This window comes from Kushneria pakistanensis, assembly GCF_014652795.1.
GTDB classification, from domain to species: Bacteria; Pseudomonadota; Gammaproteobacteria; order Pseudomonadales; family Halomonadaceae; genus Kushneria; species Kushneria pakistanensis.
On sequence record NZ_BMZM01000003.1, the window covers coordinates 335,375 to 361,679 of the forward strand.

The window sequence follows — 26,305 nt, forward strand, 5'->3', positions numbered from 1 at the left end:
GTTATTCCTGAGCAGATGGTTCAAGACTCACGTGCATCGACAGGACATGCTGCGCCCCTGGGGCGAGCCAGACCGGGTCCAGACGTGTACATGCCGGCTCGATGCAGATGAAGTTCAGGCGCTCGCGATCGGGAATGTCGGTCGGAAGCTTGTCTCCCGGATGCCAGACAACGCTCGAGTCGCTACCCTGCTTGGCAATTCGCAGACGCCTGTGGCCATCATCGAGTACCAGCGGCCGGCTGGAGTGATGGATGCGATCCAGCGCGCCGCGAACGCCCAGTACGCCGTTCTGTTCCGCCTCGGCATAATCGGCCAGCTTGTCCAGATAGCGTGCGCCACCCAACCCCTCAATGCGACATTGATGCGTATCCGGCACGGCAAAATAGGCATGCAACGCCTGGGTCAGGCGTACCGGCGTTTCACCGATGTGCTCTGTCACAAGCTCCATGGCCAGGCGCTGTGCGTTGGCATGGATGACCAGTCGGGGCGAAAGCATGTCATGCAGCTGTGTCTCAGGCGACAGATGAATTTCCACGCCGCCTTCCACGTCTTCATCGATGGCATCAATGCGCCAGTCAGCCGTACGAGCGACCCCGTGCATGGGCCCATTGCCGTCTTCGGGTTCGGCAAACCAGGGCCAGCACAGCGGCACGCCGCCGCGCAGGGCCTCCGGCGGTGCCTTGGGCGTTGAGGTGGTCCAGAGCCAGCCGCGATCGCCAGCAGGGGCGTAGTGCAGCAGGTGGCCACCCTGGCGGGAAAGGATCAACTCACCCCACTCATCGTTGATCACCAGCAGTGATCGACCCTCCCAGGTCGCGTCACGTTGCCCCTGAGTGGACGACAAAAGCGCGCTCAATGCATCCGGGATCATGTCACCTCCTCGTTATGAAGTGCTTCGGCAGCGCCCAGTAGTCCGGTCCATTTGGCGGTCACTACCCAGGTCGCGATATCGGCATTGTAGGGGCTCATGCGTCCCTTGTCGGCAAAGGCCTTGCGAAAATCGCTGATCCGAAGAATATCGAGGATACGTGGCAGAATGCCCCCGCACAGATAAACGCCGCCACGGGCGCCCAGCGTCAGAGCCGCATCGCCGGTGGCATCACCGAGGATCTTGCAAAAGCGCAGGACGGCCTGATATGCCACGGTGTCCTGCTCGCCGCGCGCGGCTTCGGTCACGCAGGCCGGCGTCCTGAGGCCGCAGTCGTGCCCTTCGAATTCGCACATGGCGGTATAGATGTCCAGAAGCCCCTGGCCGCAAAGAACGCGCTCGATCGAGACGCGCCCGTAGCGTCCTCGAAACCACTGCAGCAGACGAATCTCGAAATCATCGACCGGAGCGAAACTGGCATGACCGCCTTCGGCCGACAGGGGAATCCAGAAGCGCTGACTCGGCGCCAGCCCGGCCAGGCCCAGGCCGGTGCCCGGGCCAATGACAAGACGGGCGCGCCCGGCTTCGCTGTGACCGTTACCCAGATTAACCAGATCCTCGTCGGGAATGTGGGGCAGGCCCAGCGCCATGGCAGTAAAGTCGTTGATGACCTTGAAGTTATCCAGCCCGAGGCGCGCTTTCATGGCATTTTTCGAAAAGCGCCATGGGTTGTTGGTCATCTTGATTTCGTCATCGTGTACCGGGCAGGCGAAGGCCAGACAGGCTTCGATCGGCCGCTCACCATCGACACTGGCAAGATAGGCGTTGACCGCATCATCAAGGTTGGCGTGATCGGCGCAGGCCAGCGTCTGAATGTCATGCAGATCGAAGGCGCCGGGGGTCACCAGGGCGAAGCGGGCATTGGTGCCACCGATATCGCCGACCAGGGCGGGGCGTGTCATGGCGGATGGTACTCCTGAAGTTCTATAAGTCTTTGAAACGTGTCCTGCTCATTGATGCCGCCAGAATATCAGTCATTGTGGCAACACGCTGATGCAAGGGGATAAGACAGGATAAAGCATGTCGTATGGGCAGGACTTTACCGGGTTGCGCCTTGTTTGACACGATTCACCCGGTTTTGTGAAAACCATCAGGCAGGTTTTGGCATGGTCTGTCCTGTCTGGTCAGGGTATGGTCAGACAGTGAGAACGGGTTCTGGCGTAATTGATCGTTTCTGGCCAGACTTGTTCGGGCATCAGGCAACACCAGACAAGCGATATTGATGCACATTTGATCGATCGGTGACATCAGTACAGGCAGTGCATTACAACAGACCATTGAGGTCACAAAAAATGACCCCACGTTAGAGAATCAGGGGCCGAAAACCGAGAGAATTGCGGCTCATTAACCTGTCGGTGATGAGCTTCATCCAATGTCGCAGGAGGAGAAAACATGACGCTTCGTGTCGCAATCAACGGGTTCGGACGTATTGGACGTAACACCTTTCGTGCACTGTATGAAAGTGGTTATCGTGACCGTATCGAAGTCGTGGCCATCAACGATCTGGGCGACCCGGCGCTGAATGCGCTGCTGCTTGAAAATGATAGTACGCACGGCCATTTCAATGCCGACATTACCCATGATGATGAAAGCTTTACCGTCAATGGCGACCGTGTTCGCATTCTCTCCGAGCGTGATCCGGCCAAACTTCCGTGGGGCGATCTCAACGTTGATCTGGTCATGGAATGCACGGGTATCTTTACCAAGCGTGAGGCTGCCGCCAAGCACATTGAAGCCGGTGCCAGGCGTGTCCTGATCTCCGGTCCGAGCGGTGATGCCGACGCCACCATCGTATTTGGTGTCAACGAACAGGTGCTGGAAGCCGGTCACACGGTGGTCTCCAACGCTTCATGCACCACCAACTGCCTGGCGCCGGTGGCCAAGGCCCTCAACGATACCGTGGGTATCGAGACCGGCCTGATGAACACCATCCATGCCTACACCAACGACCAGAACCTGTCGGACGTTTATCACTCCGACCCGTTCCGTGCGCGCAGCGCGACCCAGTCGATGATTCCGACCAAGACCGGTGCTGCCTCGGCCGTGGCCAAGGTGCTGCCGGAGCTTGAAGGCAAGCTGGACGGCTTCGCCATTCGCGTACCGGTGGTCAACGTCTCGGTGGTGGATCTGACCTTTACGGCCTCGCGTGAGACCAGCCGTGACGAGATCAACCAGATCATGCGCGACGCTGCTGAAAAGTCGGGCGTGTTGAACATCAACGAAAAGCCGCTGGTATCGATTGATTTCAACCATAACCCCAGCTCTTCAACCTTTGACACCAACCACACCCGCGTCAACGGCAAGCTGGTCAAGGTCATGGCCTGGTATGACAACGAGTGGGGCTTCTCCAACCGTATGCTGGATACGGCACTGGCCATGGGCAAAACGCTCTAAGTCGCACCCTGTAATAGCAGCGCTACCTGTTCAGCGCCATGGTTAAAAGGACGCCTTAGGGCGTCCTTTTTTGACGCGTATTTTTTGAAAAGCTTTCTCAGGGAGGAGAAATGACACAGACACTACTGGCCTTTGATGTTTACGGCACACTGATCAATCCGAACGCCATGGCCGATATATTGCGCCCGACACTGAATGATCAGGCCGATAGCGTGGCGGCGCAGTGGCGTACCAGTCAGCTGCAGCTGGCCTTTCGTCGCGGGCTGATGGGGCGCTATGTCGAGTTTTCGGTCTGTACGCGTGACGCGCTGGATGTCGCCCTTGCAGCGCAGGGGGTTACGGTGGAGCAAAAGACCCGGGATGAATGGCTGGAGGCCTATTCCCGGCTGCCCGCCTTTGAGGAGGTCGACGATGCGCTGGCATCACTGGTGGCATCCGGCTATCGCTGCGTGGCCTTCTCCAATGGCACCGAAAAGGCGATGCAGGAAGTGCTGGGCAATGCAGGGCTTGCCCACCATTTCGAAGCCCTGGTCAGCGTTGACGATATCAAGCGCTTCAAGCCTGACCCGGTGGTCTATCATCACCTGGCACGACGCATGGATGTGTCCCACGAAAATGCCTGGCTGGTCTCAAGCAACAACTGGGATATTCAGGGAGCTCGTCATGCGGGTTTGAAGGCAGCCTGGATTCATCGTGACAAAACGGCCCTGATAGAAGACCCCGCACTTGTTCCCGATATTGAAGTTGAAAGACTCGATGAACTGGCGCAGAAACTGGGCAAGGGAGGCTGATATCGAGCGATGATCAGGGGCATTATCACCGTCTGAATTGCCTGCATTAACCGGTTTGAAAGGTGTGCAGGTGTCGCACTATGGCGACAATTTAATTGACAAATATACTGTGTTCTGATCAGTTCGTTATGTTAAGGTTGCGCTTCAAAACGAATAATTTGTCAACCTTGATTTATCCTTTTGCGTGCAGCAATGCACCCGAAATGACTGCCGTTCAATGGCAGCAACAGGTCAGCCAGCCATGCCATACGTATCCAGAAAACAATGTGTCAGCGGTGTGCATCAGCTTCTGGGATCAACACTGAAGGATGCACGTCGGGAGCGGCAGGGGCGTATCGTCGGTATCGATCAGACGCGGGAGCATCCGGTCATCGATGTGATCTGGCAGGGTCAGCCTCGCGCCGAGCGCATTATCATTACCTGCGATCAGCTTCGCGATCTGGTCAGGGCAAGCGTTGCGCGGGCAGCCCTGGATACGCAAAAGACAGCCACGAGCAAAGTGCCGGACAGGCAGGACCACGATGAAAATTCGGCGCTGATGGTTGAACAGCGCCGCGCCTGACTCGTTCAGTACCGTCCTGTTCAGAAAAGGGGCCTCACCAATCATGGTGGGGCCCCTTTTTGCTGTTGCTGCCATTGATGGAAAAATAACCCTCCTGTGGCATGACTTCTTATACTGTCGGTCACAATGGCATCACATAATGATCATATAACTGCATTGGGAGCGTTCATGAGAACCATGTTTCTGGGACTTGGCATGGGATTGATGCTGGCCAGCGTCAATACCTGGGGCGATGAAGGCACACTGGGACGAATGGGCCCGAAGGTTGAAACGCAAACCCTCACCTACAGCGTGGATGGCGAGCAATACACCGGTTATCTGGCCCATGACACCAGGACAGATGGCAAGCGTCCGCTGGTACTGGTGGTCCACGAGTGGTGGGGGCTGAGCGACTACATTCGCCAGCGCACCGAACAGCTGGCCGCACTGGGGTACGTGGCCTTTGCCGTGGACATGTACGGCAGTGGCAAAACGGCCACGCATCCCGATGACGCCGGCAGCTTTTCAAAGGCCGTCATGAGCGACTGGCCCGGCGCCCGACACAATCTGGAAACCGCCATTGAGGCGCTCAAGAATACCCAGGGTGTGGATGGCTCGCGCATGGCCATCATTGGCTACTGCTTTGGTGGCGGTATCGCGCTCAATGCGGCACTGGCCGGCATGCCGTTCAAGGCTGCAGTCAGCTTTCATGGCAGCCCCGGACAGGTGGTCGAAACGCCCAGCCACTTCGATGGGCGGGTCATCATTCAAAACGGGCTGAACGATCAGATGGTCGAACAATCGGCGCTCAAGTCCCTGCTGGATACTTATCAAGGCGTGGATACCGATGCCACGCTGATTCAGTATCCCGACGCCATGCATGCCTTTACCAATCCGTATGTCGATGCGAAAGCCAGCGAGTTCGATCTACCGCTGGCCTATAACGCAGCGGCCGATGCGGCCAGCTGGCAGGTCATGCTCAACGTCTTCAACAAGGCGTTTGCGGCACCGGCTTCCAGCGCCAAGTAAGGCAGCGCCGTAACAGGAAGGGCTTTAACGAAAAGGGGCCGGCACGGTGCATGACGTGCCGGCCCCGCTCATGATGGCCACCGCGATTACTGGGGCAGTGACAGAATGCGCCGTGCCAGATGAATCATGTCCGGGTCGCCGGTATTCTTGGCGCGAATATCGGAGAGCTTGACCACCGGCAGCCACTGATCACCTTCGGGCCGGGTTTCGGTCATCTTGACCACCATGTTCATCGGCTTGAGGCCGACATCATTGGTGAAGTTGGTGCCGATACCAAACGACATGCCGATGCGCCCTTCACAAAAGCGGGTAATCTTTTCGACCTTGTGGGTATCGAGTGCATCGGAAAAGATGATGGTCTTGCTGCGCGGATCGATCCCGTAGTGTTCGTAATGATCGATGGTGGCCTTGGCAAACTCGATCGGGTCACCGCTGTCGTGGCGAATACCGTCGAAAAGCTTGGCAAACATCTTGTCGAAGCCTTCAAAAAAGACCTGAGTGGTGAAGGTATCCGACAACGCAATGCCCAGGTCGCCGCGATAGACCTCGACCCAGTTCTCCAGCGCCAGCGTATTGGCCATCTTGAAGCCGAAGCGGGCGGCATGGAACATGAACCACTCATGAGCATGCGTGCCCAGTGGCTTGACCCCATGACGATGGGCCATATGCACGTTGCTGGTGCCGGTAAAGGTGCTGCCGCCATAGCGCTTGAGCGTACTCACGACCAGGTCGTGCACCTCATAGGAGTGACGCCTGCGGGTCCCGAACTCGGCAATGCGCACTCCCAGTTCGCCATAATGCTCGATCTTTTCACGCGTGCGCTGGATGACCATCTCATCACTGTCACGCTGCTCGTCGAGCATTTCGTACCAGATCTGGCTGATCAGCGTCATCAGGGGGACTTCCCAGAGGATGGTGCGATACCAGAGCCCCTCGATGGTGACGCTTAGCGTCTCGCCATGTTGCTCGATGGTGACTTCCTGAGGCTTGTAGCGAAAGCCTTCCAGAAAGTCATGGTAGGTCGGGTCGAGATAGGGGCAGGTGACCTCCAGGAAGTGGCGTTCTTCGCCCGTCAGCCGCAGCGCGGCCATGGCATCTACCTGCTCTCGAAGCCGCTCGCCAAAGCCGGGCGGGAAGGCATGCTCGCCACGATTGATAAAGCTGTAGCGCGCATAAGCGTTGGGAAACAGTTTCACCACTGCGTTTTGCATGGTGAACTTGTAGAAGTCATTATCAAGGATCGAATGCAGCATTGAGCGAGTCGGCATCTCTGTTGATGGCCATTTAAGCGATAGCTCGACAGCATAGCGCAGCCGCTACGCTGACTCCATCCCGAAGCGCTGGCACTCTCAGGGCCTGATCCGGGCGCGCCAGTCCCTTCTATCCTGTAGCTTTATCATGCATCTGGCTGGAGAAGCGCCATGAGTCTCGATGTTCGCGATATCGGTGCAATGGCCGATATCGATGCGCAGCAGTGGAATGCGCTGGCAGGCCCGGACTATCCCTTCATTCGTCATGAGTTTCTCAATGCGCTGGAAGTGACGGGCGCCGTCTGTGCACGCACCGGCTGGACGCCCCATCACCTGACCATATGGCAGGGAGAGCAGCTGGTGGGCGCCATGCCGCGCTATCTGAAGGATCACTCCTGGGGCGAGTACGTCTTTGACTGGCAGTGGGCCGATGCCTGGGAGCGGGCCGGCGGTGAATACTATCCCAAGCAGCTCAGTGCCATTCCCTTTACCCCGGCGACCGGCCCGCGGTTGCTGCTCGCGCCCGATATCGATACTGATGACGCCCTGACTGTCATGGCCGACCACCTTGAAAGCGCCGGTCTACTGTCGTGGCATCTGCTTTTCCCGGAAGCATCGCTGGCGCGTCAATGGCGTGCGCGCTGGCCTGATCTTCTGGAGCGCAGCGGCATGCAGTATCACTGGTTTGACCGCGGCTATGGTGATTTTGAGGGCTTTCTGGCGGCCATGACCTCAAAACGACGCAAGGAAGTGCGTCGGGAGCGCCGTCGGGTGGCCGAGCAGGGGCTGACAATGCGTCGCCTGGAAGGCCGCGACATCGATCAAACAGCACTGGAGCATTTCTACCGCTGCTATCAGATCACCTATATGGAGCGCGGCCAGCGCGGCTATCTGGAGATCGATTTTTTCTACCGCCTGTTACAGGACATGCCCGAGGCGCTGGTGCTGGTGCAGGCACTCGATGAGACATCGCGCCCCGTGGCCGCAGCGTTGTGTCTGCGCGGCTCGACTACGCTCTATGGACGCTACTGGGGCAGTGAGGTCGAGGCCAGCTGCCTGCATTTTGAAGCCTGCTATTATCAGGGCATCGAATACTGCCTGGCGGCGGGGCTGTCCCGTTTTGACCCGGGAACGCAGGGAGAGCACAAGATTGCCAGAGGCTTTGAACCGATCGCCACACGGTCACTGCACTGGCTGGCACATGAAGGGTTTCGCGACGCCGTGGCCGAGTTTCTGGGTCGTGAAGAGACGGCCATGGATCAGATGCGTCTTGAAGCGGCCACCATGCTTCCCTTTCGGCGCGAGACCTGAGGCGCCCTGATCGCCACGGATTTCTTTTATTCATATCATGGAGAGATGATGAAAACCCTGTATCGCAGCGTATGGATGGCGGCCTGTCTGGCCCTTGCAGGTACCGGTATGGCGCAGGCGCAGTCAGAGGCCCAGAGTGCACCCCAGCAGCAGCCGGGAGACCGTACTGACCACGAAGACCAGACGCTTCTGGAAACGCTGAAGGCCAGCGGTAATTTCGATACCCTGGTGCAGGCGATCGATGATGCCCACATGAGTGACATGCTTGACGGGCGCGGGCCCTACACCATCTTTGCCCCGACCGATAAGGCCTTTGCGCAACTGCCGGACAGCGAGCGTCAGGGGCTGCTGGATGGTGAGCATGAAGAGTGGCTCAGGAAGGTGATCAAGTATCACCTGCTGCCGGGCACGGTACCGGCCAGCGAGTTCAAGACCCTTGGCCGGCCTCAGGCCCTGTCGGGGCAGATCAGTCTGAGCGTGGACAACGGCCGGTACAAGGTCAACGACGTGCCTGTCGATCAACAGGAAATTCGTGCGAAAAACGGCATTGTGCATCCCATCGATGGCGTGCTGATTCCCTGGGATGCCACCGGGCTGCGTCCGGATTCCTGACAGCAGAGCATGCCTACAGCGGCCCTCGCATCAGCGGTGACAGTGATGCATCCGGTGCATTGATCAAAAGGGCAATCCCCAACAGCGTGATCAGTGCACCGCCCAGCAGGGCCAGGATGTAGCCCAGCCCCAGCGGGCGGCGGGTGTCGGCCCGCTGGAAGAGATGCGCCATGCGAGCACGTGCCAGCACGGTCAGGGCGGCCAGCAGGGAGGTAGACAGCGCCGTGCCTACCGACATGGCCAGCACCGCCAGTACACCTGCCCACCAGAAGCCCAGCATGGCCGCCACGCCCAGCACCATGACAGCACCGCTGCACGGGCGCAGCCCGATCGAGAAGATGGCCGCCGTCATCTCGCGCCAGTGCCGGCCGCTGGCCATGGGGTCGATATGATGCACGCGACCACAGTGACAGGGGCCATTGCTGACATGATGGAGCGGCGTCATGATGCTGGCACCTGAGCGTTGTACCGGGGTCAGTCGCAGGGCGGCGGGTGACATGGTATCTGCAGGTGATGGCCGGCGAGCCACTTCGGCCTTGAGTGTCTGAAGGCCGCGACCGGCGCGAATCATGAGCCAGAGCCCCAGCGCCGTGACAGCGACAAAGCTTGCCTTTTCGACCCAAGCGGTGCTGGCCATCGCCTCCCGGGTCAGCCAGCCAAATCCCAGTACCAGTACCGTGACCATGACAATGGCCACCACCCCCTGCAGCAGGGCGGCGCAGGCGGTCATGATCAGTCCGCGAGTCAGCGCGGCGCGATGGGTCAGCAGATAGGTCGCGACAACTGCCTTGCCGTGTCCGGGCCCGAGCGCATGAAAGACGCCGTAACCCATGCTCAGCGCCATCAGATCCAGCCAGTCACCTGCACTTTCACGCCGGGAGAGCGCCATCATGGCATTGGCCAACCCTCGATGCAGGGTGCGTTGCTGTTGAATAATGTCTGTTACCAGCGACTGCCACAGGCTCTGCCCGACGGTAGACAACAACAGCGTTGCCAGCAGCGCGACAGCGAGCGTGACGACCAGGGGTTTTAAATATCCTGACACTTGATGACTCCGGTGTCTGAAAAGAGGCGCCCGATGCCCTCGGGCGTCTCACCGGTCACATCAATGGCCGAGACGCTGGCCACGACCGCGGGATCAGGATCGGCATGGACCACCTCGCCGCGGCACTGCGACGGCGCATTGACCAGCTCGATGGGGCGCTCGGTCTGATCGTCATACAAGAATTCGATGAAGTAGGTGTCGTCAAAGATCTGCCAGCGCAGCGACTCACTCAGCGGCTGCGGCTCGGCCAGCGTTACGACAAAGGAGAATTCGACCCGGTTGTCGTCAAGACGGGTGGTGTAATCCACGATCTTTCCCAGCGCCAGCGGCTGATCCCCGTCATACACATGGGTCAGGTAATGCTGGGTGGCCAGATTGGCCGCAATCTCCTGACCCAGCGCATCAAGACGCTGCGCCATGCTTTCCTCACCTGTCACGCCTTCCAGTCCCTCGACCATGGTCAGGCTCTGAAACGGGTCTACCTTCCATGACTGCTCAAGCGCTGTGACCTGCTGGTGGTCATCCATCAGAACAGCGACGCGGTAATCAATCCAGCCATGCGGATGCGCCATGACAGGCAGTGTCACCAATGACATGACAAGCCCCGCCAGCAGGCCCTGCCCACGCTTCAGGCGTCGGGAGTGTACGGACACGTGATTGCCTCTTCCTGTATTTGAATCGGCATGTTGCCCCAGCCCTGCCGGGGTTGCGAGAGGGGAAGTTGACAGGACGTCATGATTCATCAGCATGAATTAAGCAACTCGGGCTTTCTTTTTTAACCATGGTTAAATAGGATTTCATGAGCACTTTATAAAAATACCGCGCAAGGGAGGTTCGCCATGAGATCAGACGTTAATACGGGCGCTGCCATGCAGGCGCGCCGCTATGTATCGCGCGCTCAGGCAGCGCCGGTCTGGCTGCTGCTGGCGCTGATGCTGCTCTCCAGTACGGCTCTGGCGCAGGAGCGCAAAACCGTGGTGGCAAGCTTCACGATCATGGCTGACATGGCCCGCCAGGTCGCGGGTGATGCACTCGATGTGGTCTCCATCGTGCCCCCGGGCGCTGAAATTCATGAGTATGCCCCCACCCCGCGCGATATCCTCAAGGCCCGCCGGGCCGATCTCATTTTATATAACGGCATGGGGCTGGAGCGCTGGTTCGAGCGTTTCTATCAGGGCATGGGTGATGTGCCCACGGCCGTGCTGACCGAGGGTATTGAACCCATCGGCCTGGGCGAGGGACCCTACAGGGGGCGTCCCAATCCTCATGCCTGGATGACGCCGCGCAATGGCCTGATCTATGTCGAGAATATTCGCCAGGCACTGGTCGCGCTGGACCCCGGGCAGGCCGATACCTATAACCGCAATGCGAAGGCCTACAGAGAGCGGCTTGAGGCCATGGATCGGGAATTGAAGGAAACCTTTGCCCGCATTCCTGACGAGCGGCGCACGCTGGCCACCTGCGAAGGCGCCTTTTCCTATCTGACCCGTGAGTACGGCTTTCGCGAGCGCTATCTGTGGCCGGTCAATGCCGAGCAGGAGGGGACGCCGCAGCAGGTGCGCCGCCTGATTGACGATCTCAAGGCCGATAATATCCCGGTGACCTTTTGTGAAAGCACGGTCAACGACCGGGCCATGAAGCAGGTCACCTCCGAGACCGGCGCGCGTTACGGCGGTGCGCTGTATGTCGATTCGCTGTCCCGCAGCGATGGGCCGGTGCCCGATTACGAAACGCTTTTGCACTACAACGCCCGGCTGATACAAGAGGGGTTCGATCTTGAGTGATCAATATCAACATGACGGCCCGGCCATCGAGGTGTCACGTACCAGCGTGCGCTACCCTGACGGCCATCTGGGCATCCAGGATATTTCGCTGACCCTGCCTCACGCCTGCGTCTGCGCCCTGATCGGCCCCAACGGCAGCGGCAAGTCCACCCTGTGCAAAACCATTCTGGGGTTTACACGTCCGACCAGCGGCCGGGTACAGCTGATGGGGATGACGGTGCGCCAGGCGCAAAAGCGCAATCTCGTCGCCTATGTGCCCCAGGCCGAAGAGGTGGACTGGCAGTTTCCGGTCTCGGTGCGTGATGTGGTCATGATGGGACGCCAGGGGCAGATGAACTGGCTGCGCATCCCTTCGGCCACCGATCGTCGCCATGTGGAGGCGGCCATGACCCGCATGGAGATTACCGACCTCGCCCACAAGCAGATCGGCATGCTCTCCGGTGGTCAGAAAAAACGGGTCTTTCTGGCCCGCGCCCTGGCCCAGGGCAGCCGCATTCTGGTGCTTGATGAGCCCTTTACGGGCGTGGATGCCCATACCGAGCAGGGCATCATGGCGCTGATCAGCGGCCTGCGCGAAGAGGGCGTGACCGTGTTGATCGTGACCCATGCGCTGTCCAATGTGCCGCAGTACTGTGATCACGTGGCCATGGTCTCAAGGCAGCTCATCGCCTTCGGGCCGGTGGCCACCACCTTCACCCAGCGCCACCTGGCAGCCACCTTCGGCGATGTCATGGCCGACACGGTGCTGTCGGGCGTCGAGGCAGATCTCCCTGAGCGCACGGCGTCATGGAGTCTGTCATGAGTGGTGATCCGATCGCGCTGTTGCTGGCGCCATTTGATTATCAATTCATGACGCGCGGCATCTGGGTTGGCACGCTGATCGGCGCCGTGTGTGGCTGGCTCTCCTGCTATGTAGTACTCAAGGGCTGGTCGCTGCTGGGAGATGCGCTCTCCCACGCCGTGGTGCCGGGCATTGCGATTGCCTATGCACTCGGCCTGCCGTTTGCCCCGGCTGCCTTTATCAGCGCGTTGCTGGCGGTGGGTGGCATCGGGCTGATCAAGGGGCAGGGGGCGCTAAAAAACGATGCGGCCATCGGCGTGGTCTTCTCGTCCTTTCTGGCGCTGGGCCTGGTGCTGATCTCGCTGAATCCGAGCGGCGTGCAGCTCAGCACGATTCTCTTTGGCAATCTGCTGGGTATTGGCGATGCGGAAACCGTTCAACTGGTCATCATTTCGCTGGTCTGTATCGTCGTGCTGTCGCTGCGCTGGAAGGACCTGATGCTGTACTGCTTTGATGAGGGCCATGCCCGTGTAAGCGGTCTCAATACCGTCTGGCTCAATGTGCTGCTGCTGTCGACGCTATCACTGATGACCGTGGGCGCACTGCAGGCCGTGGGCGCACTGCTGGTAGTGGCGATGCTGATCACGCCCGGCGCCTGTGCCTGGCTGCTCACTGACCGCTTCGGCCACATGCTGTGGCTGGCCCCGCTGATTGGCGGTCTATGCGCCTTTACGGGCAGCTGGGCGAGCTATTTCATGGACAGCTCGGTGGGCGGCACCATTGTGCTGCTGCAGACCCTGTGCTTTCTGATCATTTTTGTGCTGGCACCGCGTCATGGGCTGCTGGCCCGGCGGCGTCCTGCATCGCGGGCCGTCGGCGAGGAGTGAGCATGAGTGCACTGAACGAGATGCTGACCCTGTTTGTCTTGCCGCTGACGCTGGATTTCATGCGTCAGGCATTGTGGATGGGGCTGCTGGTCGGCACGGTCTGTGCCGTCCTGTCGTGTCTGATCGTGTTGAAGGGGTGGTCGCTGGTCGGCGATGCCGCCTCGCATGCCGTGGTGCCGGGCATCGTGCTGGCCTGGCTTGCCGGCATCCCCATGGTGATCGGCGCACTTGTCAGCGCACTGTGCTGCCTGCTGGGGGCCGGCCTGATCGAGCGACACTGTCGCATTCGCACCGATGCCGTGCTGGGCATCTCCTTTACCGGCTTTCTGGCGCTTGGCATGGTGCTGGTGGCGATGGTGCCCTCGGATGTGCACTTCATGCACATTCTGCTGGGCAATCTGCTGGGGATCGAGGCCTCAACGCGTTATCAGCTCGTTGTGACCGGCATTGTCGTGCTGGGGGCCGTGATCCTGAAATTCAGTGATCTTCGTCTGTACTGTTTTGATCCGCAGCAGGCGCAGGTGGTGGGGCTCAATACCCGCCGGCTACAGCTTCTGCTGACGGTACTGCTGACGCTTGCCACCGTCATGGCGCTTCAGGCCGTGGGCGTTGTGCTGGTGATTGCCATGCTGGTCACACCGGGCTGCACGGCCTTTTTGCTGACCCGTCGGCTCGCTTCGATGATGATGATGGCCGTGACCAGTACCTGGCTTTCGGTACTCTCGGGCGTCATGTTGAGCTTTCATGTGGATGTCGAAACCGGCGGTGTCATCGTGCTCATTCAGGCGTTCCTGTTTCTGCTGGCCTTTCTTTTTGCTCCAGAGCGCGGCGTGATTTTCCAGAAGATACGTGTCTGGCGTGCCATTCGTGCCGACAGGGAGGCTGCTCAGGGCTAGGAGGTGTATCCGCAATATCCCGTCTAGACTGGCAGGCCACATGTTCCGCGTTGACGGCATACAAGGAGAGTGGCATGCGCTGGTACCCCCTGAAACTGACATCCTTTTACGCCCCGCATATTTTTGGCGGTCGGCAGATAGAACAGGTCCTGGGGCGCCAGGGCCTGCCAAAAGGCCGGGTCGCCGAAAGCTGGGAGAGCAGCGATATCGAGGGCAAGGGCGCCCGGGTCACCAACGGTGAGCTGGCAGGGGAGTCCCTGCATGCGCTGGTCGAGCAGTACCCCGAGTCGCTGGTAGGAGAAGGCTTTGACGGGCCGCATTTTCCGGTACTGGCCAAGTTCATTGATGCCACCGGCATGTTGCCCGTCCATCTGCACGCCAACGGCCCCACGGCGCGGCGCAAGCAGACCTGGTCACATGGCAAGACCGAGGCCTGGCACATTCTGCACGCCGCACCCGGTGCCACGCTGCTGGCAGGCGTCAGGGACGGAGTGGATCACGACACGTTGCGAAAGGCGCTGCTGGAGGATCGCTTTGACGATGTGATGCACCGTATCGAAATTCGCCCCGGCGATACGCTTTATGTGCAGGCCGGGCTTTTGCACAGCTTTGGCCCGGACACGCTGCTCTATGAAGTGCAGCAGCAGGCCGACCATCAGCAGCATGCCATGGGCTGGCAGATGGAGGATGGCAGCGAGATCAGTCATGAACAGCGCGAAGACAATATCGATGCCCTGCTCGAAGAGATTGATCTGTCACTGCAGACGGTCCCCTCTACACCCTTGAGCATTCGCGAGGCGCCAGGGGTGGAGCGGCGCTTTTGCTGCGCAGGTCCCTTCTTTGCGCTGGAGCGCGTGCTGATCGACACCACCTATACCCGGCCGATTGACCGCGCCACGCTGATATCCAATCTGGGTTCGCCCTTTACCCTTCAGGCCAATGGCGAGGAAGTGCCTCTTGAGCGCGGCGAATCCGTGCTTCTGCCGGCTGCGCTGGGTGAGGTGACCCTTGAGGGACGCGCCGAGGTGCTGATGAGTTACGTACCCGATCTTGAAGCGCTGACATCTTCTCTTGAAGGTGCCGGTTTCACATCCGGGGAGCTTGCGCGCCTTGGTGATATCGAGGGCGTCGAACCGCTGTAATCAAAGAAAATTCCGTGGAATAACCGTCAGGAGACGATGGGCAGAAAATGACAGCGATTGTTCATCAATATGGCGCAAACAGCGTTTCTTTTATGAAAATTTTTAATCCAGGTTATCGTGTTCAAGAAAGTTACAAAATTGACGATGCTCGACCTAAAAGGGCTTTGACGCTGCTGGCGGTTCACGCTATATCTGGCCCATGGTTCGGCATGGCGATATGACGCCGGCACCATCTTCAATGGATTATCAGTAGCGGTGGTGCCGGATGCACAGCCGACCATGAGCGATCGTTTATCGATAAGGAATGTCGATAGAAACGATGTCCGTACAGTGTTCTGGTGGGTACCGCCTGAGAAGCCGGTGCCCTACAGGGCTGCCACCTGTACCGCTTGATGGCTCGAGACACTTCGGCGTCAGCGCGCTTCGCAAGGAGGTTGCGCATGTCTAATTCAGCCGTTGTTGATGCCACTGTGGCTCACGCTACGCATACGTTAAAAACCACTACTCCTGTCTCATCCGTATCAGCCTCCCTTGCGCGCCACGGTGTACCTGCCGGTCAGAGCGAGCCGTCCGACCCCATCCTGTTTGTGACCTCGGAGCTGGCCGATTTTGTCAAGGTCGGTGGGCTGGGCGATGTCTCGGCGGCGCTGCCGCGTGCGCTTCTCAATCACTATGACATGCGCGTTCTGATGCCGGCCTACCGCGAGGTCCTGGAAAGCATCTGGCCGGTTCATGTCATCGATCATCTGCCCGGTCTTGCCGACATTCCCGCCTGCGATCTGGGCCGTATCGAACTGCCTGAAGGTCTGACCGTCTATGTCCTGATCTGCCCCGAGCTCTATGATCGCCCGGGCAGTCCCTATCTCGACGAGCAGGGCGTGGAATGGGAAGACAACGCCATTCGCTTTGCGCGGCTGTCGCTGGCGGCGGCCCAGATGGCCATGGAGACGCCGGAAGGTCGCTTTGACGATCAGGGCTGGCATCCTGATCTTTTGCACCTGCATGACTGGCAGACCGGCCTGGCGGCAGGCTATCTGCGCTGGAACAACGATGATACGCCGTGTGTCTACACCATCCACAACCTGGCCTATCAGGGGCTCTATGGTCCTGAATATCTGAGCCGGCTGGGCATTCCCGACAGCGCCTTCACCGCGCAGGGACTCGAGTTTTATGATCGGCTTTCCTTCATGAAGGCCGGCATCATCTACAGCAATCACATCACCACGGTCAGTGAAACCTACGCCCGCGAGATCACCACGCCGGCCTTCGGCTGTGGACTTGAAGGGCTGCTGTCGGACTGTGCACGGGAAAAGCGGTTGAGCGGTATCGCCAATGGCATCGATGACAGCTGGGATCCACAGACGGATGCCTATCTGGCCTGCGCCTTTGCTACCAATGACTGGGCCGGCAAGCGCGCCAATACCGATCACGTCAGACGCATGTTCCGACTGGCCGTCAGTCATGGCCCGGTCTTTGCCGTGGTCTCCCGACTGGTGCATCAGAAGGGCCTTGATCTCACCATTGCCGCGGCTGAATCCATCGTGCGCGCCGGTGGCCAGCTGGTCGTGATCGGCTGTGGCGAGCCTGCCATCGAAAATGCCCTGCGCAATCTCGAGGCACGATTCCCCGGCGCCATCGGCGTGCATATCGGTTTCAGCGAGCGCGAGGCGCGCTGCATCTTTGCCGGCAGCGATTTCCTGTTGATGCCGTCACGCTTTGAGCCCTGTGGCCTGTCGCAGATGTATGCCCAGCGCTTTGGGTCACTGCCGATTGCCCATCGTACCGGCGGGCTCGCGGACACGATCGAGGACGGTGTTACCGGGTTTCTCTTTGACGAGCTCTCGCAGCAGGATTTCCAGAAAGCCATTGATCGTGCGTTTCGCATCTTCGGCTGCACCGAGCTTTTCTATGCCATGCGTCGTGCAGCCATGGCCATCCACTATCAGTGGCGGCTATCAGTAACACCCTATCGACGCCTCTATCATCAGCTGATGGTACCTGCAGGGGTAACGACTCATTCGTTAAGACATGTGAGCATATAATGGCGACCGCATATTCCAGCGCTTCCCAGGGCGAGCGTGAGGCCCTGTCACGCCTTGTACAGGCGCGACACGATGATCCGTTTCGCTGGTTGGGCCCACATGAGGATGGGGATCAAACGCTGGTACGCGTGCTATTGCCCGGAGCTGAACGGGTTGAGCTGATTGATGCCGTGCATCAGGTACTGGCCGAAGCCGAGGCCGGGGAGGGCGGCATTTATTGCGCGCGTCTGCCCCGTGGATCGCGTTATCGCCTGCGTATTACCTGGCCGGACGACGTCATACAGATTACCGAAGATCCCTATCGATTTGCGCCGCTGCCGGGCGAGCTTGATCTTCACCTTTTCAGTGAAGGTCGCCACCGGGAGCTGGCGCGCGTGTTCGGTGCCTGCCCGACGGCGATCGATGGTGTGGATGGCGTACGTTTCACGCTCTGGGCGCCCAATGCACAGCGCGTGTCGGTCGTGGGCGATTTCAACGTCTGGGACGGGCGACGTCATGCCATGCAGCGCCATGAAGGCAGCGGCATATGGGCCATCTTCGTGCCGAACCTCAAGGCCGGTGAACGTTATCGCTTTGAGCTTCTCGATCGTGACGGCCAGCTTCGCCACAAGGTGGATCCACTGGCCCGCCGAACCGAAACGACGGCGCTGGACGTTTCCGTGGTCGCCAGCAATCGCCCCTTCAACTGGCATGACCATGCCTGGCTCAGACGACGCGATGCCAGCGATATCCGCACGGCGCCGCTGTCCATTTATGAGCTGCATGTCCTTTCCTGGCAGCACGATCATGACGGCAATACGCTGGAATGGGACACGCTGGCATCCCGCTTGATTCCCTGGGTCGCCGACATGGGCTTTACCCATATCGAGCTGATGCCCATCAGTGAACATCCCTTTGTCGGGTCGTGGGGGTATCAGCCCATCGGCATGTTCGCCCCCACGGCACGCATGGGAACACCCGAGGCCTTTGCCCGTTTCGTCAACGCCTGTCACGGCGCCGGCATCGGCATCATTCTTGATTGGGTGCCGGCCCACTTTCCGGCCGACGAGCACGGGCTGGTGCGCTTTGATGGCACCGCACTCTATGAGCATGACGACCCGCGTGAAGGGTTTCACCCTGACTGGCACACGCTGATCTATAACCTGGGGCGCAATGAGGTCAGAGGATTTCTGATCGCCAGCGCTCTGGAGTGGCTTGAGCATTTTCATATCGATGGGCTTCGTGTGGACGCTGTTGCCTCGATGCTCTATCGGGATTACAGCCGCAGCGATAATGCCTGGCTGCCCAATATCTACGGAGGGCGCGAGAACCTGGAGGTGGTTGATTTCCTGCGTGAACTCAACGACACCATCGCCGAGCGCTGTCCGGGGGTCATGATGATCGCCGAGGAATCCACTGCCTGGCCGGGCGTGACCGCACCGACCGCTGCCGGCGGGCTTGGTTTTACCTTCAAGTGGAACATGGGCTGGATGCACGACACCCTGTCCTATATGTCCCGCGATCCGCTGTATCGTTCCTGGCACCATGGTGATCTGACCTTTGGTCTGCAGTACGCCTTCTCCGAGCATTTCGTACTGCCGCTTTCCCACGACGAGGTGGTACACGGCAAGGGCTCGCTGCTGTCCAGAATGCCCGGTGATGAAGCGCAAAAGCTTGCCGGGCTGCGCGCCTATCTGGCCTTCATGTGGGCCCATCCCGGCAAAAAGCTTCTATTCATGGGTACCGAGCTGGGTCAGTACCGCGAGTGGGATCACGACCGTGAGCTTGACTGGGAGCGTCTGGATGAGGCCGGTCCGCGTGGGCTCTCACGCGCCATTGCCGATCTCAACCGTATCTATGTCGAGGACCCGGCGCTGCATGTCTGTGACAGTGAAGCGGCCGGATTTTCATGGGTGGTCGGCGATGACAGCACTAACAGCGTCATTGCCTTTCTGCGTCATGCCGAGCCCGGCAAAGCGCCGCTGCTGGTGGTCTGCAACCTGACACCGGTGGTGCGCCATCACTATCGCATCGGTGTGCCGGTCATGAGTGTGTGGCGCGAGATATTTAATAGCGACAGTGTCTTCTATGCTGGAAGCAATCAGGGCAACGGGAGTGCCTTACACGCACACCCCGAGCCCAGCCATGATCATCCTGCGTCACTGCTGTTGACGCTACCACCACTAAGTACGCTTTATCTGCGTCAGGGAGACTGGCCAACATGAGTGCTTCCGTATCCGAATCCACCGATGATCGGTTTTCTCACGCCTGCCATTACGGGGCAAAAGTGCTGGATGATCGGCACACCCGCTTTACCTTCTGGGCACCCGGCGTCGAGACGGTCACGCTGGAGCTGTCACGTGCACCAAACGATGAGCCCGAAATTCTTCTCATGGAGAAGAACGATGACGGGGATTTTACCCTTGAGCTCGAGTGCCCGCCGGGTGCGCACTATCGCTATCGCATCAGTGATGAGCTGGCCGTACCCGACCCGGCAGCGCGTGCCCAGCACGAGGATGTGACCGGGCCCAGCGTGGTCATCGATCCAAGGCATCATGTCTGGAAAAACGCCCACTGGCAGGGCCGGCCCTGGCATGAAACCGTCATTCTGGAAATCCATGTCGGCGCCCTGGGTGGTTTTGACGCCATCCGTGAGCGCCTGCAGGACTGGGCATCGATGGGCATTACCGCCATTGAGCTGATGCCCATCAACGAGTTTCCCGGTGCGCGCAACTGGGGCTATGACGGGGTCTTGCCCTACGCTGTCGAGGCTTCCTACGGCACGCCGGATCAGCTCAAGGCCATGATCGATCAGGCCCACGGGCTGGGGCTGATGGTCTTTCTGGACGTGGTGTATAACCACTTCGGGCCGGACGGCAACTATCTGCCGCACTATGCGGGCGACTTCTTTACCGGCAAGCGAACGCCCTGGGGCGATGCGATCGATTTCAATCGTTCTCAGGTGAAGGATTTCTTCATCGACAACGCGTTGATGTGGGTCGAAGAGTATCGCTTTGATGGCCTGCGTTTTGACGCCGTACATGCCATCGACAACGATGCCTTCCTGCTGGAAATGAGCGAGCGTATCAAGGCGCAGGTCAACGATACGCGTCATGTTCATCTGATGCTTGAAAACGAGCGCAACAGTGCCTCGTTGCTGGAAAATGCCTACACCGCGCAGTGGAACGATGATGTTCACAACGTGTTGCATGCGCTGCTGACCGGCGAGCATGAAGGCTACTACGCCGATTACTGCGACCATGGCACCGACAAGCTCGCCAGTGCCCTGCACGGCGGCTTTATCTTTCAGGGCCAGAATGATCGTCGCGGCCATCCGCGCGGCGAGCCCAGCGGCCATCTGCCCACCACGGCCTTTATCGCCTTTTTGCAAAATCATGATCAGGTCGGTAACCGGGCGATGGGCGAGCGTCTCATCTCGCTGGTCGATCAGGAGCGTCTTGAGGCCGCAACAGCGCTTTTGCTGCTGTGCCCGATGATTCCGATGCTCTTCATGGGCGAAGAGCACGGCGCACGCAATCCGTTTCTTTTCTTTACCGATCATCGCGATGAGCTGGCCGATGCCGTGCGCGAAGGTCGTCGCAGCGAGTTTGCCGAGTTCTCCCATTTCAAGGATGAGAAAACACGCGCACAGATTCCTGACCCCAATGCGGTATCCACCTTTGAACAGTCCATTCCGACAGCCGGCGCGGAAGATGAGGCCGAAGCCGCCATGTGGCATACCCGCTACATGACGCTGCTTGATATTCGCCACGCCGAAATCATGCCGCGCCTGCAGGGCACCCGTCCGATGGGCGCCGTACCGCTGGGCGAGGGCGCCGTGCTGGCGCACTGGCGCATGGGTGATGGCACCGTGCTGGGCATTGCCGTCAATCTGGGCAAGCAGCGTGTCAGCATCGATGCCCCCGAAGGGCAGCGACTCTATGAACTTGGTGAATCGAGCGATGCCAGCACGCTGGCACCGGGAGCGATTCGCGCCTGTCTGAGCAGCCATCTATGAATTCCACACTGATATCGCTGGCCGAGGCTGCCGGCATCGTCATCGACTGGCAGGACAGCCAGGACCGCCCGCGCCGTCTGGATGACGCCACCATCAAGGGCGTGCTGGAGGGGCTTGGCTACCGCACCGGCTCACCGGCCGACATCGAAGAGAGTCGAGCCGCCATCGAGCGTCTGAACACGCCGGCGACCCTGGCCGAGTGGCCACCGCTGATCATCGGCGAAATCGAACAGGGCATCGACCTGCCCGGAGCGGTTGCTGCGGATACCGACTACACCCTGATCGATGAAGATGGCCGCACCCAACAGGGCCGCATCAACGCCCGGGGGCAGCTGGAAGCGGTGTCCGAACCCGGCTATTACCGCCTGCAGATCGAAGGGCAGGAGCGGCGTCTGGCGGTTGCACCGCATCGCTGCATGGATGCGGCCACGCTCGCCAGCGACGGCGAAAAGGCCATGTCGGGCCTGGGCGTACAGCTCTACGGCCTGCGTCGTGACAACGACGGGGGCATCGGTGACTGCGAGGCGCTGGGTCGTCTTGCCGAGCGCGCCGGCCGCCAGGGACTGGACGCACTGGCCATCAGCCCGGTGCATGCCCTTTTTCCGCACCAGCCCGAGCGTTTTTCGCCCTATTCGCCGTCGACCCGGTTGGCCTTCAATCCGCTTTACAGCGCCTCGGGCAAGACAGGGGCCGATAGTGATCAGGCAGCGCTGGTGGATTATGACCACGTCAGCCATACGCGCTGGCAGGCACTCGAGCGCGATTTTGCCGCGCTCTCCGAAACCGACCAGCAGGCTCTGAGTGCCTTTCGCAAAAAAGGCGGCGAGACGCTTGAAAACCACTGTCGCTTTGAAGCCATCAGCGAAGCGCTGGGCCCCATGCATGCGTGGCCCAGCGACATGCAGGATGTCACCAGCGAGGCGGTTGAGACTTTCAGTCAACAACATGCCGATCGCGTGGCCTTCTACGCTTTCGCACAGTGGCAGATTGCCCGCGAGCTTGAATCCGTGCAGCAGCGCGCCACACAAGCGGGTCAGCGTATTGGGCTGATCGCTGATATCGCAGTGGGCGTGGACCCGCACGGCAGCCAGGCCTGGAGCCGCCCGGAAGAGATGCTGGGCAAGCTGCGGATCGGTTCACCGCCGGATGATTTCAACGCCAACGGTCAGGAGTGGGGCGTAACCGGCTTCTCGCCGCAGGGGCTGATCGAGTATGGCTTTGATGGCTTTATCGCCACGCTCAGGGCCTGCCTGCATGGTGCCGGAGGCCTGCGCATCGATCACATCATGGGGCTTTCCCGCCTGTGGCTGATCCCTGAAGGCGCCTCGCCGACCGAAGGCGCTTACGTGCGCTATCCGGAGCAGTCGCTGCTGCGCCTGATTGCACTCGAGTCCTGGCGTCATCGCGCCCTGATCATCGGTGAGGATCTGGGCACGGTAGAGCCCGAGTTTCGTGAGCGTCTGGAGCAGTTCGGGATTCTGGGCATGGGCGTGTTGTGGTTTGAACGTGAGGAAGAGGACTTCACGCCGGCACGGGATTACCCGGCGCGGGCCGTGGCCATGACCAGCACCCATGACCTGCCCACGGTCGCCGGCTGGAGAGTGGGACGCGATCTGGACTGGCGCATCAAACTCGACATGCTGGGGGAAGGCGAAACGCCCGAGCAGCAGCGCGAGATGCGAAAGCAGGACATTGTCGCGCTGGCCGGAACACTCGGGATTGCCCCAGATGCTGACAGCGATACGTGGCTTGAAGCCGCGGCACGCCATATCGGCGCCACACCCTCGCCACTGGTGCTGCTACAGCTTGAGGACCTGCTGGGACTTGAAGAGCAGCCCAATCTGCCGGGGACGCTGGATGAACATCCCAACTGGCGCCGTCGTCTACCCTTGACGGTGGATGACATGTTTGAAACCCCGGCTGTCGTGGCAAGACTTCGGGCAATGACCAACGCACGCGCAGGAGCAGGGCCGCATGAGTGAGATATCCATGGATGCACCATCGAACGTGCCGGACCAGCAACCGCTGCTGTCGTGTCTGCGCCTGCAGTTTCACAAGGACTTCACGCTCGATGATGCCGAGGCACTGGTCGACTATTTCGCAGGTCTGGGCATTACCCATCTCTATGCCTCGCCGCTGTGGGCAGCACGCAGCGGCTCCACACATGGTTATGACGGCATCGACCCCACCCGGCTCAACCCCGAGATTGGTGATGAAGCGGCACTGATCCGGCTGGTAGAGCGTCTCAGGGCGCACGGCATGGGGCTGATTGTGGATTTTGTCCCCAACCACCTGGCCGTGGGCGGACGGGAGAACCCCTACTGGCAGGATGTGCTGCGCTGGGGGCCGTCCGGTCGCTTTGCCGACATGTTCGACATCAACTGGCGCGATAATGGGGATCCGACGCTTGAAGGCCGTCTGCTGGTGCCCTTTCTGGGCGAGGCCTATGGCCAAGCGCTGGTGTCGGGCGACATGAAGCTGGCGCTGGATGAGACGACCGGGCTTTTTCATGTCGATTATTTCGAGCACTGCTTCCCGATTGATCCGCGCTGTCATGCGCTGATGCTGCTGGAAAACGGCATGGGCGAACAGGCGCGGCTCTTCGAGCAGATCGAAGACGCCGTATCGCTGGAAGAAGGCGCTGAACGGGCAGGGCTGGCACTTGCTGAATACGTGCGCACCGATGAAGGCCGCGCTGCGCTCAATACCCTGCTGGCACGCTACAACCCCGAAGAACCGGAAGGCGCCGAGCGGCTACACGTCCTGCTGGAGCGCCAGCACTATCGGCTGGCCTGGTGGCGTACGGCCAATGACAGCCTCAACTGGCGGCGCTTTTTTGATATCACCGAACTCGGTGCCCTGCGAGTGGATGACCCCGCGGTCTTCGCCCAGACCCATGTCTACCTGCTGGAGCTGATCGAGCGCGGCCTGATTGACGGTGTGCGTCTAGATCACGTGGACGGGCTGGCCGACCCGGCCGGCTATTGTCGTCTGTTGCGCGCCCGGGTGGATGAGGCGGCCACACGTCGCCCCGGGGGAGCGCCCGAGACACCGATGCCGATCTTCGTGGAGAAGATTCTGGAGGGTAACGAGTCGCTGCCGCTGGACTGGGGCGTGACCGGCACTACCGGCTATGAGTTCATGAACGCGGTCTCAAAGCTGCAGCACGACCCGGAAGGCGAGGCGCCGCTCAAGGCGCTATGGCAGTCACTGTCGGGCCGGGAGCACAGTTTTGAGGCGGAGGTGGCCCGGGCCCGGCGCGAGCTGATCCACAGTGCGCTGGCCACCGAGTTTGAGCGCACGGTACGGGCGCTGTCCGATGTGGCCCGTCATGATCCCATGACCCGGGACATGACGCCGGCCATGATTCGCCGCGCGCTGTGTGAGCTTGCCGTGCAGTTCCCGATCTATCGCACCTATGCCGACGACCAGGGTCTGGCACCGCGCGACGAGAACTTCTTTGCCCATGCCATGGTTGCTGCGCGGGACAACCTCACCCCGCCGGACCAGATGGTGCTGGATCAGCTCTATGACTGGCTGGGCGGCGAGGCGCCCGCCAATGATGATGAGCTGGGCTGTCGGCTGCGGCGTAACGCCATTGTGCGCTTTGCCCAGCTGACCTCGCCGCTGGCGGCCAAGGCAGTGGAAGATACGGCCGGCTACCGCAGCACCGTGCTGATCTCACGCAATGATGTCGGCTTTGACGGCGCCCACTTTGCAGGCTCAAGCGAGGGCTTTCACCGCTTCAATGCCTGGCAGGCACGTCACTTCCCCGGCACGCTGGTCACCACGGCGACGCACGATCACAAGCGCGGCGAGGATGTGCGCGCGCGGCTGGCGGCGCTGTCGGAGTGGGGCGATACCTGGGCCGAACGGGTACGTGAATGGCTGACGGCTTCCTCATCGCTGCGTCAGCCTTCCCACGATGGGGCATCTGTCGGGCCTTCCACGGCGGAAGAGATGATGATCTATCAGCTCATTGCTGGTGCCTGGCCGCTGACACTGGCGCCCGATGACGCCCAGGGGCTTGAGCAGTTTGCCGAACGTATTGCCGACTGGCAGCAAAAGGCCCTGCGCGAGGCCAAGCTGAATTCACACTGGCTCTATCCTGATGAAGATCATGAGGCGCAGTGTCGTGACTTCGTCATGACGCTGCTCACCGATGCTCGCGGGGCGTCCCTGCGTCAATCCATTTACGACATGGTGGCCACCATCAGCCCGGCGGGAGCGCTCAACGGACTGGTACAGACCCTGCTGCGCATGACCGTGCCGGGTGTGCCGGACTGCTATCAGGGCACCGAGCGCTGGGACTTTTCACTGGTTGATCCCGATAACCGTCGTCCGGTCGACTTCGATGAACGTCGTGCGCAGCTGGCCGATGACCGCTCCTTGCCTGAGCTGATCGAGCACTGGCGTGACGGGTGCATCAAGCAGGCGCTGATTACTCAGGTGCTGGGACTCAGGCAGCGCCTGCCGGAGCCTTTCCTGCACGGTGATTATCAGGCGCTCGACTTTGAAGGCGAGCGCGCCGGGCAGCTGATCGGGTTCACGCGTGAGCATGCAGGCCAGACCGTCATGGTGATCGCCGTACGTCATGGTGGCTCGCTGCTGGAAGATGATTCGCTACAGATTTCCTCATCGCACTGGGGCAATACGCGGGTGAAGTGCCCGGATGATGAAGCCGGGGGCTGGCAATCGCTGGCGACCGGTCAGCCGGTCAGCCTGCAGGCGCCGATGGCTGAGCTCATGTCATCACTGCCTTTTTGTGTGCTGTTTCGTGAGACAGCCCCCGTCATGGCCACCAGCGATCAGGCCATGCAGGCCGAGCCCACGCAGACCGGCGTGACCCGCAGCGATCAGATGCAGTCGGTGTAA

22 protein-coding genes are annotated in these 26,305 nt (G+C 60.2%); 17 read left to right on the forward strand and 5 right to left on the reverse strand.

Annotated elements, in window-relative coordinates:
• Position 1: 1 nt before the first annotated feature.
• Complete coding sequence (locus tag IE123_RS11990) at positions 2 to 871, reverse strand: D-hexose-6-phosphate mutarotase (RefSeq protein ID WP_189518489.1); 870 nt, start codon at positions 869 to 871, stop codon at positions 2 to 4.
• Entirely contained in the window at positions 868 to 1,830 is a 963-nt protein-coding gene (gene glk, locus IE123_RS11995; protein ID WP_189518491.1) for a glucokinase, read from the reverse strand. Before glk ends, IE123_RS11990 begins: the two co-directional genes overlap by 4 nt.
• A gap of 490 nt (positions 1,831 to 2,320) precedes the next feature.
• Between glk and gap the strand changes: the two genes are divergently transcribed.
• From gap to IE123_RS12015, 4 genes are all read left to right on the forward strand, one after another.
• Positions 2,321 to 3,322, forward strand: a complete 1,002-nt coding sequence (gene gap, locus IE123_RS12000; protein ID WP_189518493.1) for a type I glyceraldehyde-3-phosphate dehydrogenase — start codon at positions 2,321 to 2,323, stop codon at positions 3,320 to 3,322.
• A 110-nt stretch (positions 3,323 to 3,432) separates the two neighbouring features.
• On the forward strand, positions 3,433 to 4,113 hold the full coding sequence (locus IE123_RS12005; protein ID WP_189518495.1) for a haloacid dehalogenase type II: 681 nt from the start codon (positions 3,433 to 3,435) through the stop codon (positions 4,111 to 4,113).
• Positions 4,114 to 4,354: 241 nt separating this feature from the next.
• Complete coding sequence (locus IE123_RS12010; protein WP_189518497.1) at positions 4,355 to 4,675, forward strand: hypothetical protein; 321 nt, start codon at positions 4,355 to 4,357, stop codon at positions 4,673 to 4,675.
• A gap of 168 nt (positions 4,676 to 4,843) precedes the next feature.
• Positions 4,844 to 5,683, forward strand: coding sequence for a dienelactone hydrolase family protein (locus tag IE123_RS12015; RefSeq protein WP_189518499.1), 840 nt, complete (start codon positions 4,844 to 4,846; stop codon positions 5,681 to 5,683).
• An 86-nt stretch (positions 5,684 to 5,769) separates the two neighbouring features.
• On the opposite strand, the gene pncB is transcribed toward IE123_RS12015, so the two are convergent.
• Entirely contained in the window at positions 5,770 to 6,936 is a 1,167-nt protein-coding gene (gene pncB / locus IE123_RS12020; RefSeq protein ID WP_189518501.1) for a nicotinate phosphoribosyltransferase, read from the reverse strand.
• A 168-nt stretch (positions 6,937 to 7,104) separates the two neighbouring features.
• Between pncB and IE123_RS12025 the strand changes: the two genes are divergently transcribed.
• Complete coding sequence (locus IE123_RS12025) at positions 7,105 to 8,244, forward strand: GNAT family N-acetyltransferase (protein WP_189518503.1); 1,140 nt, start codon at positions 7,105 to 7,107, stop codon at positions 8,242 to 8,244.
• Positions 8,245 to 8,292: 48 nt separating this feature from the next.
• On the forward strand, positions 8,293 to 8,856 hold the full coding sequence (locus tag IE123_RS12030; protein WP_189518505.1) for a fasciclin domain-containing protein: 564 nt from the start codon (positions 8,293 to 8,295) through the stop codon (positions 8,854 to 8,856).
• Positions 8,857 to 8,869: 13 nt separating this feature from the next.
• On the opposite strand, the gene IE123_RS12035 is transcribed toward IE123_RS12030, so the two are convergent.
• Both IE123_RS12035 and IE123_RS12040 read right to left on the reverse strand, forming a co-directional pair.
• Entirely contained in the window at positions 8,870 to 9,901 is a 1,032-nt protein-coding gene (locus tag IE123_RS12035; RefSeq protein WP_189518507.1) for a nickel/cobalt transporter, read from the reverse strand.
• On the reverse strand, positions 9,886 to 10,554 hold the full coding sequence (locus tag IE123_RS12040) for a DUF1007 family protein (RefSeq protein WP_229819736.1): 669 nt from the start codon (positions 10,552 to 10,554) through the stop codon (positions 9,886 to 9,888). The genes IE123_RS12035 and IE123_RS12040 overlap by 16 nt, the downstream gene beginning before the upstream one ends.
• A 186-nt stretch (positions 10,555 to 10,740) precedes the next feature.
• Between IE123_RS12040 and IE123_RS12045 the strand changes: the two genes are divergently transcribed.
• The 11 genes from IE123_RS12045 (at position 10,741) to treY (ending at position 26,305) form a co-directional block, all read left to right on the forward strand.
• Positions 10,741 to 11,685, forward strand: a complete 945-nt coding sequence (locus IE123_RS12045; RefSeq protein ID WP_308430223.1) for a metal ABC transporter substrate-binding protein — start codon at positions 10,741 to 10,743, stop codon at positions 11,683 to 11,685.
• Complete coding sequence (locus tag IE123_RS12050) at positions 11,678 to 12,487, forward strand: metal ABC transporter ATP-binding protein (RefSeq protein WP_189518509.1); 810 nt, start codon at positions 11,678 to 11,680, stop codon at positions 12,485 to 12,487. Before IE123_RS12045 ends, IE123_RS12050 begins: the two co-directional genes overlap by 8 nt.
• Positions 12,484 to 13,353, forward strand: coding sequence for a metal ABC transporter permease (locus tag IE123_RS12055; RefSeq protein ID WP_308430224.1), 870 nt, complete (start codon positions 12,484 to 12,486; stop codon positions 13,351 to 13,353). The genes IE123_RS12050 and IE123_RS12055 overlap by 4 nt, the downstream gene beginning before the upstream one ends.
• Before the next feature lie 2 nt (positions 13,354 to 13,355).
• The gene (locus tag IE123_RS12060; protein ID WP_189518511.1) at positions 13,356 to 14,249 is read left to right on the forward strand and encodes a metal ABC transporter permease; all 894 of its coding nucleotides are present in this window, start codon (positions 13,356 to 13,358) and stop codon (positions 14,247 to 14,249) included.
• A gap of 74 nt (positions 14,250 to 14,323) precedes the next feature.
• Positions 14,324 to 15,391 (forward strand): class I mannose-6-phosphate isomerase, encoded by a 1,068-nt coding sequence (locus IE123_RS12065; protein ID WP_189518513.1) that lies wholly within the window; start codon positions 14,324 to 14,326, stop codon positions 15,389 to 15,391.
• 47 nt (positions 15,392 to 15,438) lie between these two features.
• Positions 15,439 to 15,612: a hypothetical protein gene (locus IE123_RS12070; RefSeq protein WP_189518515.1), complete on the forward strand. Its 174-nt coding sequence runs from the start codon at positions 15,439 to 15,441 to the stop codon at positions 15,610 to 15,612.
• A 219-nt stretch (positions 15,613 to 15,831) separates the two neighbouring features.
• The gene (gene glgA, locus IE123_RS12075; RefSeq protein ID WP_189518517.1) at positions 15,832 to 17,433 is read left to right on the forward strand and encodes a glycogen synthase GlgA; all 1,602 of its coding nucleotides are present in this window, start codon (positions 15,832 to 15,834) and stop codon (positions 17,431 to 17,433) included.
• Complete coding sequence (gene glgB, locus IE123_RS12080) at positions 17,433 to 19,637, forward strand: 1,4-alpha-glucan branching protein GlgB (protein ID WP_189518519.1); 2,205 nt, start codon at positions 17,433 to 17,435, stop codon at positions 19,635 to 19,637. The genes glgA and glgB overlap by 1 nt, the downstream gene beginning before the upstream one ends.
• On the forward strand, positions 19,634 to 21,430 hold the full coding sequence (gene treZ / locus IE123_RS12085; RefSeq protein WP_189518521.1) for a malto-oligosyltrehalose trehalohydrolase: 1,797 nt from the start codon (positions 19,634 to 19,636) through the stop codon (positions 21,428 to 21,430). Before glgB ends, treZ begins: the two co-directional genes overlap by 4 nt.
• Complete coding sequence (gene malQ / locus IE123_RS12090) at positions 21,427 to 23,412, forward strand: 4-alpha-glucanotransferase (RefSeq protein WP_189518523.1); 1,986 nt, start codon at positions 21,427 to 21,429, stop codon at positions 23,410 to 23,412. The genes treZ and malQ overlap by 4 nt, the downstream gene beginning before the upstream one ends.
• Entirely contained in the window at positions 23,405 to 26,305 is a 2,901-nt protein-coding gene (gene treY / locus IE123_RS12095; RefSeq protein WP_229819737.1) for a malto-oligosyltrehalose synthase, read from the forward strand. The genes malQ and treY overlap by 8 nt, the downstream gene beginning before the upstream one ends.